General features: G+C 71.5%; 13 protein-coding genes. 4 read left to right on the forward strand and 9 right to left on the reverse strand.

Annotated features, from left to right (window positions below; all coding sequences use genetic code 11):
- Nucleotides 1-13 precede the first annotated feature (13 nt).
- The 3 genes from AC0VYM_RS04765 to AC0VYM_RS04775 form a co-directional block, all read right to left on the reverse strand.
- Nucleotides 14-826, reverse strand: a complete 813-nt coding sequence (locus AC0VYM_RS04765) for a hypothetical protein (RefSeq protein ID WP_475459376.1) — start codon at nucleotides 824-826, stop codon at nucleotides 14-16.
- A 369-nt stretch (nucleotides 827-1,195) separates the two neighbouring features.
- On the reverse strand, nucleotides 1,196-3,082 hold the full coding sequence (locus AC0VYM_RS04770; RefSeq protein ID WP_475459379.1) for a glycosyltransferase family 1 protein: 1,887 nt from the start codon (nucleotides 3,080-3,082) through the stop codon (nucleotides 1,196-1,198).
- A 262-nt stretch (nucleotides 3,083-3,344) separates the two neighbouring features.
- Nucleotides 3,345-4,361, reverse strand: coding sequence for a LysR family transcriptional regulator (locus AC0VYM_RS04775; protein ID WP_475459381.1), 1,017 nt, complete (start codon nucleotides 4,359-4,361; stop codon nucleotides 3,345-3,347).
- A gap of 131 nt (nucleotides 4,362-4,492) precedes the next feature.
- On the opposite strand from AC0VYM_RS04775, the gene AC0VYM_RS04780 reads away from it, so the two are divergent.
- From AC0VYM_RS04780 to AC0VYM_RS04790, 3 genes are read left to right on the forward strand one after another with little or no spacing between them, the layout of a single operon-like run.
- Entirely contained in the window at nucleotides 4,493-5,143 is a 651-nt protein-coding gene (locus AC0VYM_RS04780) for a succinate dehydrogenase cytochrome b subunit (RefSeq protein ID WP_475462936.1), read from the forward strand.
- Nucleotides 5,144-7,090 (forward strand): fumarate reductase/succinate dehydrogenase flavoprotein subunit, encoded by a 1,947-nt coding sequence (locus tag AC0VYM_RS04785; protein ID WP_475459384.1) that lies wholly within the window; start codon nucleotides 5,144-5,146, stop codon nucleotides 7,088-7,090.
- Entirely contained in the window at nucleotides 7,087-7,833 is a 747-nt protein-coding gene (locus AC0VYM_RS04790) for a succinate dehydrogenase/fumarate reductase iron-sulfur subunit (protein WP_378742306.1), read from the forward strand. The genes AC0VYM_RS04785 and AC0VYM_RS04790 overlap by 4 nt, the downstream gene beginning before the upstream one ends.
- 170 nt (nucleotides 7,834-8,003) lie before the next feature.
- On the opposite strand, the gene AC0VYM_RS04795 is transcribed toward AC0VYM_RS04790, so the two are convergent.
- From AC0VYM_RS04795 to AC0VYM_RS04815, 5 genes are all read right to left on the reverse strand, one after another.
- Complete coding sequence (locus AC0VYM_RS04795) at nucleotides 8,004-8,645, reverse strand: GNAT family N-acetyltransferase (RefSeq protein ID WP_475459386.1); 642 nt, start codon at nucleotides 8,643-8,645, stop codon at nucleotides 8,004-8,006.
- Between the two features lie 97 nt (nucleotides 8,646-8,742).
- Nucleotides 8,743-9,378 carry a GNAT family N-acetyltransferase gene (locus tag AC0VYM_RS04800; protein WP_475459388.1) on the reverse strand — a complete coding sequence of 212 codons (636 nt, stop codon included), beginning with the start codon at nucleotides 9,376-9,378 and terminating at the stop codon, nucleotides 8,743-8,745.
- A gap of 78 nt (nucleotides 9,379-9,456) precedes the next feature.
- Nucleotides 9,457-10,140, reverse strand: a complete 684-nt coding sequence (locus AC0VYM_RS04805; RefSeq protein WP_475459390.1) for a TrmH family RNA methyltransferase — start codon at nucleotides 10,138-10,140, stop codon at nucleotides 9,457-9,459.
- Nucleotides 10,141-10,208: 68 nt separating this feature from the next.
- A complete protein-coding gene (locus tag AC0VYM_RS04810; protein WP_475459393.1) occupies nucleotides 10,209-10,607 on the reverse strand; it encodes a hypothetical protein in 399 nt (132 codons plus the stop codon).
- Nucleotides 10,608-10,658: 51 nt separating this feature from the next.
- Nucleotides 10,659-11,036 (reverse strand): DUF3054 domain-containing protein, encoded by a 378-nt coding sequence (locus AC0VYM_RS04815; protein ID WP_475459395.1) that lies wholly within the window; start codon nucleotides 11,034-11,036, stop codon nucleotides 10,659-10,661.
- A 163-nt stretch (nucleotides 11,037-11,199) separates the two neighbouring features.
- Here AC0VYM_RS04815 and AC0VYM_RS04820 point away from each other — a divergent pair, with 163 nt between their 5' ends.
- Nucleotides 11,200-12,969 (forward strand): serine/threonine-protein kinase, encoded by a 1,770-nt coding sequence (locus AC0VYM_RS04820; protein ID WP_475459397.1) that lies wholly within the window; start codon nucleotides 11,200-11,202, stop codon nucleotides 12,967-12,969.
- Between the two features lie 123 nt (nucleotides 12,970-13,092).
- On the opposite strand, the gene AC0VYM_RS04825 is transcribed toward AC0VYM_RS04820, so the two are convergent.
- Complete coding sequence (locus AC0VYM_RS04825; protein ID WP_475459400.1) at nucleotides 13,093-15,279, reverse strand: S9 family peptidase; 2,187 nt, start codon at nucleotides 15,277-15,279, stop codon at nucleotides 13,093-13,095.
- Nucleotides 15,280-15,391: the final 112 nt, after the last annotated feature.

A 15,391-nucleotide genomic window follows, 5' to 3' on the forward strand; every position in this document is an offset into this window, starting at 1 on the left:
TACTCCTTCACGCTCAGTTGAGGATGCGCGGGTCCGTGATGGTGCCGCTGGCGACCAGCGCGACGTAGGCGTCCGTGGCGATCAGCGACGCGATGCTCAGCCAGCCGAACAGCATGTGCCGGTTGTTCAGCGCGGAGGCGCGGGACCAGAGCCAGTAGCGGACCGGCCGCCCGGCGAAGCTGCGCAGTCGGCCGCCCATGATGTGCCGACACGAGTGGCAGCCGAACGTGTAGCCCCACAGCAGCACCACGTTGGTGAGCATGACGAGGTTGCCGAGCCCGATGCCGAACCCGCCCTCCGTGCCGTGGAAGAACGGGACGAGCATGTCCCAGGTGTTGACCAGGACGATGGCTCCGGCGAAGTAGAAGAAGTACCGGTGGCCGTTCTGGGGGAGCATCAGCGGGCGGGTCTCACCCGTGTAGGTCCGGTGCGGCTCGCGCACGGCGCAGGCGGTGGGCGCCTGCCAGACCGAGCGGTAGTAGGCCTTGCGGTAGTAGTAGCAGGTCACCCGGAACAGCAGCAGGATCGGCAGGCTGAGCAGGGCGTAGGGGAGGATCGGGGGGAACTCCCACGGCAGCCGCCCGAACAGCGAGGCGTCGGGGACGCACTGCTGGGCGAGGCAGGGGGAGTAGAAGGGGGTCAGGTAGTGGTGTTCCTGGACCCAGTAGTGGTCCTGCTGGAACACCCGGGCCGCCCCGTAGACGAGGAAGGCGGCCAGGCCCAACGTCGTCAGGGTCGGGCCCAGCCACCATCGGTCGGTGCGCAGTGTTCGCTGGCTCAGGCGTGCCCGGCCGCCGCCGGGGCGCGCGTCGTGAGTGGGGGTCACCGTGGTCTCCACCTCCTGTGGAGAGCGGTCGGACCCGAAGACGGGGCGCGGACCCGTGCCTCCGGTGGCCGTGACCGCTCCCGGATGCTGGATCGCTGTGGGCGAGCAGTGCTGCGGGGGAAGCAGTAGCGAACCGGTCTGCTACGCAACGCTAGGCCGTTGTGATCACGGTCACGTTCCAGGTCGGGGAAAACGGCTCGGAATTGTTGTGATGTGCGCCACTATTCCTTTGTCTTTTGCTGCTACTTATAGTCAGAAATCCCTTATGTAACCATTGCCCTTTTCGGTTTCCAGGATTCCTGTGTTAATGCGGAGGAGGGGGTGAGGGAGCCACGCCCCCTCACCCCCTCCGCCCGACCCCACTCCGGGTCAGGGAACCAGCAGCGCCCTCGGCGCCTCCACGAACTCCGCCGGGACCCGCACCCCCAGCTCCGCGAGCCTGCGCAGATGCGTCTGACGGCTGAACCGCTCACGCAACACCTCGTGACCGGTCCGCACCTGTCGGGCGTACCGTTCCTCGTCGCCCATCAGAGCCTCGATCTCCCCGCGGACGCCCTCCGGCTCCGCGTAGAGCGCGGCGTCCCCGAAGACCGGGGCGAACGCGTGCGGGAGCACGGTCGGGAGTCCGACCGCGATGGCCTCCAACGGGGCCCGGCCGAACGACTCCAGGTACCCCTGACCCGTGAAGTACACGTACGCGTCCAGCCCGTGCAGGAACTCGCGGACGCCCATCGCGTCGAACGCGTGCCCGGTCCAGTGCTCGGGCAGCCCGCCCAGCGTGCGCTCGGCGTGTCTCGTCCCGCCCAGCACGTGTGTCTCCCACCCGGGCGACGCCGGGTACGCGGCCGCCAGCAGGGCCGGGTCCTCCGGCCACTTGTCCCGGTCGTCCCGCGAGTGGCGGCCGAGCAGCACACGGCCGTCCGGGTTCCGGCGCCCGCCGCGCCGCCACGCGTCGAGGTCGATGATGTTGGTCCAGTCCTCGTCCGCCAGCGGAACCCCCGCCATCTCCGAGGCGTGGTGCAGGACCATCGCCTCACGCACCCGCGCGCTGACCGGGTACCAGCTGTGCTCCCCGAGCATGCCGGTGAACCCCTCCACGCAGCGCGCGACGTCCCACGCCTCGTTCGGGGCGGCCTCCCCGTGCTCCCCGTGCCCGGACTCCTCCGCCCCCGCCCCGTACCGGCGGTTCGGGGTCTGGTTGAGGACCACGATCCGCCGCGCGGCCTCCACCGACGGAAGGACGTCCATCGGGTGCTGACCGATCAGCGGGAACCGCACCACCAGCAGATCGCAGGTGACGCGTTCGTCCGGCGCCACGAAACGGACCCGGTCGTTGTCCACGGTGGCCAGGATCCTGGGGTTCACCCCGCGGGACTGGTCGGCGCGGAGCACGGGGTGGTGCACGAGGCCGGTGGTCAGCCCCGCGTCACGCTGCGCGGTGATCTCCTGGACGTTGCTTCCGGTGCTGCCGCCCGGCAGGCGGAAGTCCGACATCAGCACCACGTCGAAGTGCCGGGCCGCACGGGGCGCGCGGATGCGCGCGGTCAGCAGCGAGGGGACGCCGGAGGCTCCCCGGGCGGCGCGTGGGGCGGCGAGGTCGGCCAGGTGGGCGTGGTCGCGGGCGTTGTCGGGCTGCCCCGTCGCACGGTGCCAGTTGGAGAGCGTCTTGTGCGCCTCGGCGCGCACGGACGGGGTGGCCTCGTGGTCCGCGCCGAGACGGCGCAACCGCTCCAGCCCCAGGGAGCTGTACCCGTTCCAGAGCAGGTCCTGGGCCTCGGAGAGGTTCCGTTCCGCCGGCGTTCGCGCCGTGTCCGAGTCCCGACCGGAGCCGCCACCCGGGCTCCGGTGCGAACCTCCGCCCGAGCGCCCGTCCGCCCCCGCGTCCGGGGTCCGGGACGCCGACCTCCTCGCCTGCTGGCGTTCGTACCGGGCCCAGCCCTCCACGGTCCGGTCCGCGCAGGCGTCGGCGGCCTCCTGGATGGTCTGGCGCACCCGCACGTCGCGGTCGCGCGCCGCGCCCACCTCGTCACGGCGGTCGAGCGCCATCTCGTCCAGCTGGACGCGCACCTCCTCCATCTTCTCCGCGAGGGTTCTGCGCTCTCTGTCCACGGCGAAGGCGACCGCGAGCGCGAGGACGGCGAGCCCGGCGAAGACCAGCGCCAGGGCCAGCCTCGGTGGGCTGAGCGCCACCGCCGCGGTGACCGCGACGACGGCGACCGAGACGACCTGCTTCAGGGAAATCGAACTGAGACTCATGGCGACCACGTTCCGCATAGGGGATGCCTGTCTCCCGCGCGGATCCGGTGGGGGACGGCCGGTGGAGCGGCGGGTGCCACCAAGGGTCACCCAGAGGGGCCGCGCGGCGAAGGAACCCCGGTTCGGAGGAGGGTCGGTGACAGAGCGGCGCGAAGTGGCCGATACCGGATCGGCACGGACGCGGGATCAGCAGGTCAGCGGGCCGGAACCCGTTCCGGGAGTGCCAGGGGTTGCCGGAGCCGCGTCCGCCCGCGGCTCCGCGTCAGTCCGTGGGATCCCCGTCGACCCGCGTACCGCCGCCCGGCCCCTCCCACCGGCGCTCGTGGCCGGGGTCGCCCGCGTCGGCCGCCGAGATCAGCACCTCCAGGTCCGGGCCCAGGTCCTCCGGCGACATCGCCAACAGGTACTCGTTGAGGTGGCGGCGGAAGGCCTCCGCCGAATGGGACGGCTCCACGTCCTTGCGCCGGGCCAGGGCCACCGTGCGCAGCAGCCTCGGCCGGGCCAGCGGAGTGCCCCTCAGGCCGGGGCGGTTGCGCAGCACCATGCTCGGCACCACCGCCAGGCCCAGCCCCGCCTCCACGAACCTCAGCACGGCGTCCATCTCGCCGCCCTCCACGGCCAGGTCCGGCTCGAACCCGGCCGCGCGGCAGGCGCGCAGCGTCGCCTCGCGGACGTCGTAACCCCGCCGGAACATCACCAGCGGACGGTGCTCCAGCTCCGTGATGCGGATCGACGCCCGCCCGTTGGGGGAGGGGCGCGAGGTCGGGCTCGCCACCACCAGGTTCTCCCTCAGGATCGGGGTGGTCGAGAAGTCCGGGTCGCTGCTGTGCAGTGGCAGGATGATGAGGGCCAGGTCCAGCTCCCCCCTCCCCAGATCCCGGATGAGGTCGCGGGAGCCGCTCTCCTCCACGTGCAGCTCGATCCCGGGGAAGCGCCTGTGGAAGTCCGAGAGCACGTCGGCCAGCAACCCGGCGCACAGCGACGGCGTCGCCCCCAACCGGACCCGGCCCCGCCGGACCCCGGCCAGCTCCGCGACCTCCCGGCGGGCCGTCTCCAGGTCGGTGAGGATGCGCTGGGCCAGCGGAAGCAGGGCCTCACCTGCGGGTGTGAGTGTGATGTTTCCCCGAGCACGACTGAATAACGGCGCGCCCAACTCGCGCTCAAGGCTCCGGATCTGTTTGCTCAAACTCGGCTGGGCGACGCGAGAAAGCTCTGCTGCGCGGGTGAAATGGCGCGTGCGGGCCACAGCGACGAAGTAGGCCAGCTGTTGGAACTGCATGGTCCATAGCCTACGGCTATCGACACCAGGGTCCTGATGACTTGGACGTCAGACTTAACTCGAATTTAAAGTGGCAGGCTGTGGCGAACAGTACCTTGACCAAGAAGCGGTCTACGGCCTACGGGTCCACGGTGGCGCTCAAGTCAGCAATGGCGGCCTCCGGTGCGATCCTTGTGCTGTATTTGATCGCGCACATGTACGGCAACCTGAAGGTCTTCGCGGGCCAGGAGGCCTTCGACAGCTATGCGCACGCACTGCGTGAGATCGGGTACCCGCTCCTTCCCGAGAGCGGTTTCCTCTGGGTCTTCCGGATCGTGCTCCTCGCGAGCATCCTGATCCACATCTACTCCGCCGCGGTTCTGACGATCCGCGCGCGCAACGCCCGTGAGCAGCGCTACGTGGTGAAGAAGCGGGTCCAGCGGACCTACGCCTCCTACACCATGCGCTGGGGAGGTGTGCTGATCGCGCTCTTCGTGATCTTCCACATCCTCCACCTCACGGTGAACGTCATCGCTCCCGGCGGCAAGTCCGACAGTCCCTTCGAACGACTGGTGAACGGGTTCCAGCCCGAGTTCTGGTTCGTGACCCTGTTCTACGTCCTGGCCGTCATCGCCGTGGGCTTCCACCTGCGGCACGGCATCTGGAGTGGCATGGCCACGCTCGGTGTCAACAAGGCCAGCCGCCAGAGCAAGATCAACGCCGTCGCCGTGGCGATCGCGCTGGTCGTGACGGTCGGTTTCCTGCTTCCGCCCCTGGCGGTCACCTTTGGACTGGTGAAGTAAATGTCTGAGAACGACCTCTACACCGAGGGCGCCCCGATCCGCGACGAGAAGGCGCCCGAGGGCCCGATCAACGAGCGCTGGGACCAGCGCCGTTTCTCGGCCAAGCTGGTCAACCCCGCGAACCGGCGCAAGCTCTCCGTCATCATCGTCGGCACCGGCCTGGCCGGTGCGGCCGCCGCCGCCACCATGGGCGAGGCGGGCTACAACGTCATCTCGTTCTGTTACCAGGACAGCCCCCGCCGCGCGCACTCCATCGCCGCGCAGGGTGGCATCAACGCCGCGAAGAACTACCGCAACGACGGCGACAGCATCCACCGCCTGTTCTACGACACGGTCAAGGGCGGCGACTTCCGCTCCCGTGAGTCGAACGTCTACCGCCTGGCCCAGACCAGCGTCGAGATCATCGACCAGTGCGTGGCCCAGGGCGTGCCGTTCGCCCGTGAGTACGGCGGTCTGCTCGACAACCGCTCCTTCGGCGGCGTGCAGGTCTCGCGTACGTTCTACGCGCGCGGCCAGACGGGTCAGCAGCTGCTGATCGGCGCCTACCAGGCGCAGGAGCGGCAGATCGCGGCGGGCACCGTTCAGATGAACACCCGCCACGAGATGCTCGAGGTCATCGTCGTGGACGGCAAGGCGCGCGGCATCATCGCCCGTGACATGGTCACCGGCGAGATCGAGACGCACTTCGCCGACGCCGTGGTCCTGGCCACCGGCGGCTACGGCAACGTGTTCTTCCTGTCGACCAACGCCATGGGCTCCAACGTCACCGCCGCGTGGCGTGCCCACCGCAAGGGCGCGCACTTCGCGAACCCCTGCTACACGCAGATCCACCCGACCTGCATCCCGGTCAGCGGCGACTACCAGTCCAAGCTGACCCTGATGAGCGAGTCGCTGCGTAACGACGGCCGGATCTGGGTGCCCAAGGAGGGTGGCGACACGCGCGACCCGCGTCAGATCCCCGAGGGCGAGCGCGACTACTACCTGGAGCGCATCTACCCGGCCTTCGGCAACCTGGTGCCGCGTGACATCGCCTCCCGCGCCGCCAAGAACGTCTGCGACGAGGGCCGCGGCGTCGGCCCCGGCGGCCTGGGCGTCTACCTGGACTTCGCCGACGCGATCGCCCGTCTGGGCCGCGACGCCGTCGAGGCCAAGTACGGCAACCTGTTCGACATGTACCAGCGCATCACCGGCGAGAACCCGTACGAGGTTCCGATGCGCATCTACCCGGCGGTGCACTACACCATGGGTGGCCTGTGGGTCGACTACGACCTCCAGAGCACCATCCCGGGCCTGTTCGTGACCGGTGAGGCCAACTTCTCCGACCACGGCGCCAACCGCCTGGGTGCCAGCGCGCTGATGCAGGGTCTGGCGGACGGCTACTTCGTCCTGCCGAACACCATCAACGACTACCTGGCCGACGGCCCGTTCGAGAAGCTGGACGAGAGCCACCCCGACGCCGTCAAGGCGAAGGAGGAGGTCACCTCCCGCATCGACAAGCTGCTCTCCATCAACGGTTCCCGCACCGTCGACTCCTTCCACAAGGAGCTCGGCCACATCATGTGGGACTACTGCGGCATGGAGCGCAACGAGGAGGGCCTGCGCAAGGCGATCGAGCTCATCCGTGAGCTGCGCGCCGAGTTCTGGCGCGACGTCAAGGTGCTGGGCACGAACGAGGAGCTCAACCAGGCTCTGGAGAAGGCCAACCGCGTGGCCGACTTCCTGGAGCTGGGCGAGCTCATGTGCATCGACGCCCTGCACCGCCGCGAGTCCTGCGGCGGCCACTTCCGCGCCGAGAGCCAGACCGAGGACGGCGAGGCCCTGCGCCACGACGACGAGTTCGCCTACGTCGCCGCGTGGGAGTTCGGTGGCGTTGACAGCAAGCCCGTGCTCCACAAGGAAGCCCTGGAGTACGAGTACGTCGAGATGAAGCAGCGGAGCTACAAGTGAACATCACCCTGCGCGTTTGGCGCCAGAAGGGCCGTGACGACGAAGGCCGGATGGTCACGTACAAGCTCACGGACGTCTCGCCGGACATGTCCTTCCTGGAGATGCTCGACGTCCTCAACGAGAAGCTCACTCTCGAGAACGAGGACCCGGTCGCCTTCGACCACGACTGCCGTGAGGGCATCTGTGGTGCCTGTGGCGTCGTGATCGACGGCGAGGCCCACGGCCCGGAGGTCACCACCACCTGCCAGCTGCACATGCGCAGCTTCAACGACGGCGACACCATCACGGTGGAGCCGTGGCGGGCCAAGGCCTTCCCGGTCGTGAAGGACCTGGTCGTGGACCGTGGTTCGTTCGACCGCATCATCCAGGCGGGCGGCTTCATCAGCGCCCCCACGGGTACCGCGCCGGACGCCCACGCCAACCCGATCCCGAAGCCGGACGCCGACCGCGCGTTCGACGCCGCGACCTGCATCGGCTGCGGCGCCTGCGTGGCGGCCTGCCCGAACGCCTCCGGCATGCTGTTCACCGCCGCGAAGGTCACCCACCTCGGCATGCTCCCGCAGGGGCAGCCGGAGCGGGCCTCGCGCGTGGTGAAGATGATCAACCAGCACGACCACGAGGACTTCGGCGGCTGCACCAACATCGGTGAGTGCGCGGCGGTCTGCCCCAAGGGCATCCCGCTGGACACCATCTCGCAGCTCAACCGCGACCTGCTGGGCTCGCTCAGCAAGGGCATCGGCTAGTCCGACCCCGCTCGTCAGGACGGGCCGTACCCCTCGGGGTGCGGCCCGTTCCGTGTCCCGTCCATGCGCCCAGGCGCCGACCGCGTGCTCTTGCCGGTGCCGGGCAGCCCGGCCATCGCGATCAGCATGCCCCTCACTCTTCCAGCGAGTACCGACAGACGGTCGGACGGTCAGACGGCGGGGCGGAGCATGCAGTAGGTGGAGGGGAACGACGGGTCGTTGATCGCGCGGACCACCCGGAAGTCGTACCTCTCGTAGTAGCCGATGTTGGCCGAGTTCATGGTCTCCAGGTAGACCGGGACGCCGTCCGCGTCGGCCCGGGCCAGGCCCGCGCGCAGCAGCCGCGCACCCACGCCCGTCCCGCGCGCCACGGGGGCGGTGCCGAGCACCGACAGGTACCAGTGCGCCTCCTCGGGCTCGGAGGCCCGCAGCTCGCCCAGGTACCGGACCATCTCCGGCAGGCGGGACAGGCCGACCAGTTCGAGCCAGTGCGGCAGCGACCGCAGCATCACGGGCAGCCGGTCGCCGGACACCTCGGGCGGGGTCCACAGGGCGGCGCCGCGCACCACCGGGGCGCGTCCGGGATCCTCCTTGACCTCGTACACCGTGGTGTGGCCGTCCGGAATGCTCCCGAACCCGGCGATCAGGGCGAAGGCACGGGCGGTCTGGGCCATCCGGCGGTTGTCGTCCGGGAAGAGCCAGCGGAAGAAGGGGTCGTGGTAGAAGGCCCTGCTCAGGACCCGCGCCACCCCGGGGACGTCGTCCATCGTGGCGGTGCGGACCGACTTGACGGTGGTGGCCATCGGGGTCATCTGCGCAGTCTCCCTCGTCCCGGGGTCGTCACCGCCCATGCTAGATCACGGAATCATCACGGGTGGGCGGTTTTCCGGGAAGGGCGCGACCGGGGTGTCAGGAGGCGGGACGCAGCAGGAAGTAGCTGGTGCCGACACCCTCGTGCGGAACCTGGTGCACGCAGCGGAAACCGAAGTTCTCGTAGAAGCCGACGCTCTTGTCGTTGAGGGTCTGGGTGAAGACCGGCAGCCCGTGGGAGTCGGCCTGGTCCAGCCCGGAGGTGAGCAGCCCGCCCGCCAGCCCGGTGCCCGCCGCGCTCGGGTCGACGCCCAACGCGGCCAGGTACAGGTGCGACTCCTGCGGGGCGGCCATCTTCCACTCCGCGAAGATCCGGACGAACGCGGCCAGGCGGGCGCGGCCGATGAGCGGACCCCAGTGCGGCCAGGTGCGCACGGACACCATCGGGCCCTCCGGGTTGCTGGTCGGCTGGGCCCACAGCGCGGCGGCGCGGACGACCGGCGCGGCCCCCGCGTCCTCAGCGAGCTCGGTGACCCGGGTGTCGCCCGCGGGCACGTAGCCGTAGCCGACGGTCAGGGCGAAGAACCGGCGGACCCTGGCCATGCGCTGCTCGTCGTCGGGGAACAGCCACCGGAAGAGGGGATCGTCGTGCAGCGAGCGGCTGAGCACCCGGGCCACCCCGGGCACGTCGTCGAGGGTGGCGGAGCGGGCGGTGGAGGTGACGATCGGACTCATCCTGGCTACTTCCTGGTAGGGGGCGCGACCCGCCCATGTTAGATCACGGGACAATCACGGACGAGGGGTGGTCGGGCCCTAGGTCAGCCGTTGGTCGAACACGTGCGCCCGCACCCAGGCGTGCATGGCCACGGCGGCGGCCGCGCCGGCGTTGATGGACCGGGTCGACCCGAACTGGGCGATCGACAGCACCGCGGCGCAGACCTCCCGCACCTCCTCGGACAGGCCCGGACCCTCCTGACCGAACACCAGAACGGCGTTCCGGGGGAGCGGGTGGGTCTCCAGCGGGACCGCTCCGGGCAGGTTGTCCACCCCGACCAGCACGAGGTCGCGCTCGGCCGCCCAGGCCACCAGCGACTCCGTGTCCGGGTGGTGGTGGACGTGCTGGTAGCGGTCGGTCACCATCGCGCCCCGCCGGTTCCAGCGCCGCTTGCCGACGATGTGGACCGCCGCGCAGCCGAAGGCGTTGGCGGTGCGCACGACCGAACCGATGTTGAAGTCGTGCGACCAGTTCTCCACCGCCACGTGGAACTCGTGCCGGACGGTGTCGAGGTCGGCCACGATCGCCTCGCGCCGCCAGTAGCGGTAGTGGTCCACCACGTTGCGGCGGTCGCCGTTGGCCAGCAGTTCCGGGTCGTACTGGTCGCCCTCGGGCCAGGTCCCCTCCCACGGTCCGACGCCCACCTCACGGGCCTCGTCCTCCCCGGAGGGGTGCTCGACGGGGATCACGGTGGTGGCCTCGGTGGCGGGGTGCTCGTTCATCGCCTCCAGCTTACGAACCGCCCACGGCCACCCGAGCCGGTCACACCGTCCCCGACCGGGCGCGGCCCCTAGAGGTGGATGCCCCCGTGGAAGTCGCGGCCCTGGATCACCCGGGCCGACCCGCTCACGTCACCGTGGATCTGGTTGACCACGGAACCCTCGCCCTCCTGGTTGATCTGCTGTACCGCCGAGCGGAGCTCCGCCAGGAGCCGCCCGATCTCCGGGTCCTCGCGCGCGGCCCGCTCCAGGTGCACGGAGACGGTCTCCACGGCCTCGGCGTCGTCCTGCTCCAACCGGAGGTCGTCCAGCGCCTCCAGGGCCTCCGGCTCGGAGCGGAACCGCTTGGTCACCGCCCGGTACAGGGACCTGAAGGTCGAGACCACGCCCTCCCCGAGGCCGTCCCCGAGCTTGGTGGCCGAGGCGGTGGCGAGGGCGGCGACGACGGCGGCGGTGACGGGATCGGACACGGGGGGCTCCCTGAGGGTGCGGAGACGGGTGTACACCCCCAGTCTTCCCCCTCAGGCCGTCGTCTGTCGCTTCCTCCGGGAGACCAGCTGGGTCACGGCGCGCCAGCCGAGCATGGTCGCGGCCAGGAACAGCGAGGTCACCACGACGAAGGACAGGGGTGCTCCCTCCCCGCTGAGCAGGCGCAACGGCATGGCGCCCACGACGGTCACGGCCCACACCAGGACACCGGTCGGCCAGATCCGGCCAGGGGAGCGCCACGCCAGGGTGACGACCCACCCCAGGGCCAGGGCGGCCAGGAACGGCCACGCGGTCGCGGCCACCTCGGCCGGGCCCAGGCCGGTCGCGTGGTCGGCCTTGCCCACCACGACGAACACGAGCACGCAGAGCAGGTCGGCCACCAGGGCCAGCAACGGGGTGTACGAGCGCATACCCCCAGGCTAGACCCGGACCGGGCTCCCGCTCCGGCGGGGCTCGGGACCTCCGCCGGAGACCGAGCGTGACGGCGTGAACCACCCCGGCGCGGACCGCATCAGATCTGCCGGGCCCATACTGGTTCCGCGTTCCCCTCCTCCGACCGGAAGCACCTCCCCCATGAACCCTTCTGCTGGCCCGTCCGCCGCCGTACCGACCCCCGACCGTGACCACCTGCCACCGGGCGTGGACCGTCCGGCCAAGGGCGACCCGGCGTCGCTGGGCGGCCACCGGGTCATCGGTCGGATCTCCCGGGACGCGGCGGGCACGGTCCTGCTCGCGACGGACGACTCCGGCGCGGCCTCCGTGATCCGCGTGCTTCCGTCGGCCGAGACCCCCGAGGCGCGCGCCCGGCTGGAGGCGGAGTTCGACCGCCTGGCCCGGGTGCGCTCCCTCTGCGTCGCCGGCCACCGGGGCGCGGACGCCCAGGCTGCCCGACCCTGGCTGGCCTCCGCGTACACCCCCGGGCTCACCCTCGCCGCGCACGTGGCCGAGCACGGTCCGCTGCACGGTGGCATGCTCACCGCTCTCGCCGCCGGACTCGCCGAGGCCGTGGCCGCGGGGCACGCGGCCGGGGCGCTCCACCTGGCCTTGGACCCGGACCGGGTGGTCATGTCCCCGGAGGGCCCCCGGGTGGTGGACCTCGGGGTCGCGCGCGCCACCGGGCAGCCGGTCTCCGCCCCGCGGTGGGCCGCTCCCGAGCAGCGCTCCGCCGACCCCGCCGGGGTCACCGGATACGCCGACGTGTACGCCTGGGGCTCGCTGGTGCGCTTCGCCGCCACGGGCGGGGGCGCGACGGGCACCGTCCCGGCGCACCTCGACGCGCTGGTCCGCCGCGCCCTGTCCGAGGAGCCCGACCAGCGCCCCACCGCACTGGAGCTCCTCCAGGAGCTCACCGTGGGGGAGGACCCGGTCACGGCGGTGTCCGGGCTGCTGGCCGCCGAGTGGACCGGGGTGAGTGCTCCGCGACTCCGCCCCGTGGGCCGCCCGCGCCGCGCGCTCGGGCCCTTCCTGCTCGCCGGAACCGCCGCCGTGCTGGTCGGGGCTCTGATCGGCGGCGGGGCGCTGATCAGCACCGTAGGGAGCCCGGTCGGCGCCGGAAGTCCGGACACCGACGACGCGGCGGGGGACGCCGTCGAGGAGGAGCGCACCGGCCCCGCCGTGGCCGAGGTGCCCGAGGACATCGACGCGGTCGTGGCCGACGCGGTGGAGCTCGCCCTGGGGGCGTCCAGCTTCACCACCTACGACCGCCTCTACACGAACGACATCGGTGACCAGACACAGGCCCACTACCGGTACACGGAGGAGCCGCAGCCCGCCATGTCCCGGACGGTCCACTTCGGACCCAGCACGAACGGTGAGCTGTCCTACGGTGACGACCTGTCCGAGCTCGTGCACTTCGCCCCCGAGAACACGGGTGTGATCGGGGGCGGGGAACGCCGCTACTTCCGCGACCCTGGCCCCGGGAGCACCGAGACCGAGGCGCCCCGGGACCTCTGGGAGCGGAAGCTCCGCACCCTGGAGGGGCTCACGGCCGAGGGGGCGCAGGTCACCTACGAGGGCCGGGGCACGATCGGTGACGCGGAGATCCCCGAGGAGCTGCTGGGCGACGTGGACCCGCTGGAACGCGGCGGCCACCACTACACCGGGACGTTCGAGCACGAGTTCGTGGAGCTCTCGCACGGCCCCGTGGAGGTCGAGTTCGACCTCTGGGTCTCCGAGGAGGGGTACCCGGTTCGCTTCGTCGTGGTGGGAGTGCCCGACCCGGACGCGGTGGCCGAGAGCGGCGAACCGCGGAGCTACACGCAGCACCTGGACTTCCTCCGGTTCGACCTCCCGGTGGAGGTCGAGGTCCCCGAGCCGACCGAGATCCAGGCGACCCGCCCCTGAACCGGGTGTCGGGCCGTTCCCGACCCCGTTCGCACGCGACGGCCCTGACCCGGCGCGAACACGCCGTGGCCCCGGTCCCTCACTCCCGCACGGGAGTGAGGGACCGGGGCCACGGCCGGGGGCCTACGCGCCCTTCAGGTTCTGCTTCAGGAAGTCCACCTGCAACAGCAGCAGGTTCTCCGCCGTGACCGGGTCCGACGGGCTGTGGGTCACGCCCGTGAGCGGCAGCACCGTGTGCGGGCGGCCGGCGGCCAGCAGCGCCTCGGACAGCCGCTGCGTGTGCGCGAACACCACGTTGTCGTCGATCAGGCCGTGGACCAGCATCAGCGGCCGCTCCAGCTTGGCGGCGTCCGCCATGAGCGACGTCCTCTCGTACACCTCCGGCTCCTCCTGAGGCGTGCCGAGGTAGCGCTCGGTGTAGTGCGTGTCGTACAGGGCCCAGTCGATCACCGGGGCGCCCGCCACGGCCGCGTGGAACACGTCCGGGCGACGCAGCACGGCCAGCGCCGCCAGGTACCCGCCGAACGACCAGCCGTGGATGCCCACCCGGGTCAGGTCCAGGCAGCCGAACCGCTCCGCCGCCTCCTCCAGCGCCGTCACCTGGTCCTCCAGGACCGGCTCCGCGAGGTCGTGGTGGACCGCCTGCTCGTAGTCCACGCCCACCCCGGGCGTCCCCCGACCGTCCGCGATGAGCACCGCGAAGCCCTGCTCCGCGAACCACTGCGAGGACAGGTACGCGCCGCGCGCGTTGAGCACCCGCTGCGCGTGGGGGCCGCCGTAGGGGGCGACCAGGACCGGCAGCGGGTCCTCGCCCTCGCGGTACCAGGACGGCAGCACCAGCGCGGTGGGGATCCCGTCACCGGCCGTCCAGGTGTGCACCCGGACCTCCGGCAGCTCGGGGGTCTCGGCCAGGCTCTCGATCTCACCGTGGGCGCGCCGGGTCTCCCGGCTGGCGTCCCGCACCACCAGGGTCCGCACCCCGGTGAAGTCCATCGAACGGTGCTGCGCCACGAGGGTGTCCCCGCGCAGCCGACCGGAGCGCAGCCCGCCGTGGCCGTCGTCCGGGCCGCCCGGCAGCTCCAGCGGGGCACAGGTGCCCAGCCGGGTGTCGGCCAGCCACAGCGACACGTCGCCCGGGCGCCCCGCGGGCGAACCGGTGAAGAGCACCCGGTCGCCGTCGACGTCGACCACACCGCGCACGTACACGCCCTCGGCGCTGACCGCGCTCCCGCCCACGAACACCCGGCGCTCGCCCCGGGCACCGTCGCGGCCGATCCACACCAGGTCGCCCGACGCGGTGAACGCGGGCACGCCCGGCATGATCTCCACCCACACGTCGTCGCTCTCGGTACGGACCGCCGAGACCAGGCCGGTGGCGGGGTCGGAGCTGAACAGGGTGAGGGTGCGCTGGTCGCGGCTCTGCGCGGTGAACACCAGGACGGGGTTGCCGTCCGGTCCGGTGGTCCACCCCACGGTGGGCAGGTACGGCAGCGCCTCGCGGTCCCACTCGATCGGCGTGGGCTCGGGGAGGCCGTCGCGCCGGTACGCGGTCGCGGACGGCACGGCGAGCACGGCCAGCCGCACGTCCGGGTTGGCGGTTCCGGCGGCCGGGTAGCGGAGCGGCTGCGGCTCCTGGCCGGGGTGGTTCGGGTCACCGACGAACCAGCGGTTCACCTCGGACTCGTCCACCCGGCTGACGGCCAGTGAACTCCCGTCCGGGGCCCACCAGAATCCGCGTACCCGGCTCATCTCCTCGGCGGAGACCAGGTCGGCCAGACCCCACGTGACGTGCTCGCCGTCCGGCTCCACGAGGACGCGGTCCCGGTCCGGGTCGCCGCCGTCGGCGATGTCGACCACGCGGACCGCGCCCTGGTGGACGTAGGCCACCCGGTCGCCGGCGGGGGCGACGCGGGGGTCGACGGCCGGGCTGGCCACGGGGAGCTCACGCGGGGCGGCGTCGTCCCCGACGAGGTCCACGTAGAAGACCCGGCCGGACAGGGTGAACACGGCGCGGGTGAAGGCGTCGTCCACCGTGTACGACACGATGCCGCCGCCGTGCTCGCGCATCCGCTCGCGGCGGGCCCGCTCCTCCGGGGGCAGGTTCTCGTCGTCGGCGCCCAGGTCCCTGGGGTCGGCCAGCACCGACACGGAACCGGTCTCCACGGAGTACGACCACAGGCAGGTCGCCCGGTCGGTACCGTCACGCCCGCGCAGGAAGAGGACGCGCTCCCCGTCCGGGGAGATCTGGAACGAGCGCGGGACTCCGATGGTGAAGCGCTGGGTTCTTGCCTGTTGGCGAGGAAAGCTCATACGCCGATTGTGTCCCATGGCACGCCCCGGCCGCCCCCGTGGCCCTCGCCCGTCATGAGAGGCCTCCGCCGTCGGGTGGATGGTCGCGTTTGGGCTGGGACGCACGTATCCG

Source organism: Nocardiopsis sp. iso_237 (assembly GCF_056173345.1).

Coding starts and splice junctions, on each gene's coding strand:
- AC0VYM_RS04775 (WP_475459381.1), bottom strand. CDS start 4,361: ATGCAGTTCCAACAGCTGGCCTACTTCGTCGCTGTGGCCCGCACGCGC.
- AC0VYM_RS04785 (WP_475459384.1), top strand. CDS start 5,144: ATGTCTGAGAACGACCTCTACACCGAGGGCGCCCCGATCCGCGACGAG.
- AC0VYM_RS04825 (WP_475459400.1), bottom strand. CDS start 15,279: ATGAGCTTTCCTCGCCAACAGGCAAGAACCCAGCGCTTCACCATCGGA.
- AC0VYM_RS04770 (WP_475459379.1), bottom strand. CDS start 3,082: ATGAGTCTCAGTTCGATTTCCCTGAAGCAGGTCGTCTCGGTCGCCGTC.
- AC0VYM_RS04820 (WP_475459397.1), top strand. CDS start 11,200: ATGAACCCTTCTGCTGGCCCGTCCGCCGCCGTACCGACCCCCGACCGT.
- AC0VYM_RS04800 (WP_475459388.1), bottom strand. CDS start 9,378: ATGAGTCCGATCGTCACCTCCACCGCCCGCTCCGCCACCCTCGACGAC.
- AC0VYM_RS04805 (WP_475459390.1), bottom strand. CDS start 10,140: ATGAACGAGCACCCCGCCACCGAGGCCACCACCGTGATCCCCGTCGAG.
- AC0VYM_RS04795 (WP_475459386.1), bottom strand. CDS start 8,645: ATGACCCCGATGGCCACCACCGTCAAGTCGGTCCGCACCGCCACGATG.
- AC0VYM_RS04815 (WP_475459395.1), bottom strand. CDS start 11,036: ATGCGCTCGTACACCCCGTTGCTGGCCCTGGTGGCCGACCTGCTCTGC.